General features: G+C 64.9%; 3 protein-coding genes. All 3 read left to right on the top strand.

Features of this window, described 5'->3' with window-relative positions:
- The coding region (locus AC1DYI_RS29665) for an AMP-binding enzyme (RefSeq protein WP_477207711.1) at nt 1–313 on the top strand (313 nt) is incomplete at its 5' end.
- 105 nt (nt 314–418) lie between these two features.
- The gene (locus AC1DYI_RS29660; RefSeq protein WP_477207710.1) at nt 419–2,188 is read left to right on the top strand and encodes a M14 family metallopeptidase; all 1,770 of its coding nucleotides are present in this window, start codon (nt 419–421) and stop codon (nt 2,186–2,188) included.
- Between the two features lie 227 nt (nt 2,189–2,415).
- Nucleotides 2,416–3,578: M14 family zinc carboxypeptidase (locus tag AC1DYI_RS29655; RefSeq protein ID WP_477207709.1), on the top strand; the 1,163-nt coding region annotated here is incomplete at its 3' end.

The following is a 3,578-nucleotide window of genomic DNA, read 5'->3' as shown; positions in this document are numbered from 1 at the left end:
GATCATCACCGGCGGCTACAACGTCTACCCCGCCGAGGTGGAGGGTTTCTTGAACGAACTGCCCGGCGTGTTGGAGAGCGCAGTGATCGGCGTGCCGCACCCGGACTTCGGCGAGGGCGTGTTGGCGGTCGTCGTGCCGCGTRCCGGCACAAATGTCGATGGCGCCGCGCTGGTCGCCGCACTGAAAAACCGCATTGCCGGCTTCAAGGTGCCGAAGCAAGTGTTCGTGGTCCATGAACTGCCACGTAACACGATGGGAAAAGTGCAAAAAAATCTACTGCGCGAACAGCACAAGGGACACTTCAGCGCTTGACGAATGTTGACGAGGGCCGTGTGGCGGCCCGCGAGGGCGCCCCACACAATCGGCCGCTCAAAGTGGCCCACTTCGGTGCCGCTGTCACAACGTCAAGGAGACCCTGTGAAGCGACTTCCTCTCGCCGCCGCTCTGTCGGTCGCATTCGCCACGCTCGGCCTGGCCACCAGTGCCATCGCTCAGCAGGTCACCAGCGCGCACGACGCCGCTGAGATCGACCAGTTGCTGGAACAAGAGCAACGCGTCGACAATTTCTACCGCGCCTACTTCCCCGACATCGAGACCGGCCACAAAGCCGCCGTCACCTTCCACGAACAGATCCTGGAGTCGAACTGGAAGGGCGGCTACCTGGTGCTGCAGCTCGACGAGCAAGACATCACGAAGCTGAAGGCCTTCAAGTTCCGCATCGTCAAGGACGAGGCCTTCATCGCCAAGCACGATGCGATGGTCAAGCGGCTGCGCGCCGCCGGCTCGCCCAACATGTTCGGTGCTTCGGGTGAGCGGCTGGCCGCGCAGCGCACGGAAAGCGGCGAGTCGATCCCGAACTACCCCTGCTACGAGACGGTCGAGGAAACCTTCGCCGCCGCACAGGGCTTCACCACCACCTACCCCAAGCTGGCCACCTGGACCCCTGTGGGCGAGAGCTGGGAGAAGACGCAGGGCACCGGCGGCTACGACATGGCCGTGCTGAAGCTGACCAACAAGGACACGCACGGCCCGAACGGCGAAGCCAAGCCCAAGCTGTTCATCAACTCCGGCCTGCATGCCCGCGAGTACGCCACCGCGCCGCTGATCCTGGCCTTTGCCAAGCAGCTGCTGACCGGCTATGGCAAGGACGCCGACGCGACCTGGATCCTCGACCACCACGAGGTCCACCTGATGCTGCAGACCAACCCTGACGGCCGCAAGAAGGCCGAAGGCGGCCTGCTCTGGCGCAAGAACACCAACAAGAACTACTGCGGCGCCAACAGCAACAACCGCGGTGCCGACCTGAACCGCAACTTCAGCTTCACCTGGAACATCACGCACGGCACCGGCTCCAGCGGCAACGCCTGCGACGAGACCTACCGTGGTCCGTCCGCCGGATCCGAGCCCGAGACCCAGGCTGTGCAGAACTACGCCCGCAGCATCTGGGCGGACCGCCGTGGTCCGAACCAGGGTGATGCAGCGCCGGCAGACACGAGCGGCATCCACCTCGACGTGCACAGCTACAGCGAGCTGGTGCTGTGGCCCTGGGGTCATGTGAAGCAGGTGGCGCCGAACGGCGTGGCGATGCAGACGCTGGGCCGCAAGCTCGCGTTCTTCAACGGCTACACGCCGGAGCAATCGATCGGCCTGTACCCGACCGATGGCACCTCGGACGACGTCAGCTATGGCGAACTCGGCGTCCCGGGGATGACTTTCGAGATCGGCACCTCGTTCTTCCAGAGCTGCACCAGCTACGAGAACACGATCAAGCCGAAGAACCTGCAGGCACTGATGTACATGGCCCGGGTGGTGCGCACGCCGTACCTGACGCCGGCCGGCCCGGACGTGACCAAGCTCAAGCTCAGCACCAACGGCGTTCCCGCCGGCACGCCGGTGACGCTGACGGCCACCGTCACCGACACCCGCTACAACAACAGCAAGGGCACCGAGCCGACGCAGAACATCGCCGCCGCCGAGGCCTACATCGACGTGCCGCCGTGGATGCCCGGTGCCACCCCGCTGGCGCTGGGGCCGAAGGACGGTGCCTTCGACACCAAGACCGAGCTGGCCAGTGCGACGCTGTCGACCACCGGCCTGAGCAAGGGCAAGCACCTGGTCTACGTGCGCGGCAAGGACGCCGCCGGCAACCAGGGCGCGGTCAGCGCCGTGTTCCTGAAGATCCAGTAAGAAGAAGGCTGGGCTGTATGGCCCGGCCCTCGCCTTTCTTGTTCATGCGGCTGCGCCGCATGAACAAGGCGATCTGCCACTGCTTCGGCAGTGACGAAAGTTGACGAATTCGACCCCCTAGAACCGAAGGGGGCCTGGGTGGCGGCTTTGGGGGGTGCCCCACACAATCGTTCGGACGGCGCGCCATACCGGTGCCAGCCGTTCACAAAGCCTCAGGAGACCCCCCCGTGAAGCGAATCCCCCTTGTCACCGCCCTGTCGGTGGCCTTTGCGACTGCTGGCCTGGCCACGAGCGCAGCTGCCCAGCAGACCGTCAGCGCCCATGACGCTGTCGAGATGGACCAACTGCTCCAACAGGAACAGAGCGTCAGCAATTTCTACCGCGCCTACTTCCCCGATGCGGCCACCGGCCGCAAAGCCGCCATCACGTTCCACGAGCAACTGCTCGAATCGAACTGGAAGGCCGGCTACCTGGTGCTGCAGCTGAACGATAAAGACATCGCGAAGCTGAAGACGTTCGCGTTCCGTGTCGTCAAGGACGAAGCCTTCACCGCCAAGCACGAGTCGATGGTCAAGCGGCTGCGCGCCGCAGGCGCCCCGAACATCTTCGGTGCCTCGGGCGCCAAGCTGGCCACCGAACGCCTCGAAAGCGGCGAGTCGATCCCGAACTACCCGTGCTACGAGACCGTCGAAGAAACCTTCGCGGCCGCCCAGGGCTTCACCACCACCTACCCGAAGCTGGCCAGTTGGACGGACGTCGGCGACAGCTGGGAGAAGACCCAGGGCACCGGCGGCTACGACATGGGTGTGCTGAAGCTGACCAACAAGCAGACCACCGGCCCCAACGGCGAGCCCAAGCCCAAGCTGTTCGTCAACTCGGCGATCCACGCCCGTGAATACACGACCGCGCCGCTGATGCTGGCCTTCGCCAAGCAACTGCTGACCGGTTACGGCAAGAACGCCGATGCGACCTGGATCCTCGACCACCACGAGGTCCACCTGCTGCTGCAAACCAACCCCGACGGCCGCAAGAAGGCTGAAGGTGGCCTGCTGTGGCGCAAGAACACCAACAAGAACTACTGCGGTGCCAACAGCAACAGCCGCGGCGCCGACCTGAACCGCAACTTCAGCTACAGCTGGAACGTGACCAACGGCCAAGGCTCGAGCGGCAACCCCTGCGACGAGACCTTCCGCGGTTCTTCGGCCGGTTCCGAGCCCGAAACCCAGACCGTCGAGAGCTATGTGCGCAGCCTCTGGCCGGACCGCCGCGGCTCGGGCTACGACGACGCAGCCCCGACCGACACCAGCGGCATCCACATCGACATCCACAGCTACAGCCAGCTGGTGTTGTGGCCCTACGGCTTCCGCAGCAAGGCGGCGCCGAACGGCAC

The organism is Ideonella sp. P3_A4, from assembly GCF_056403075.1.
The sequence above is the reverse complement of the archived record's forward strand: the minus strand, read 5'-3'. Positions and strand labels throughout refer to the sequence as shown.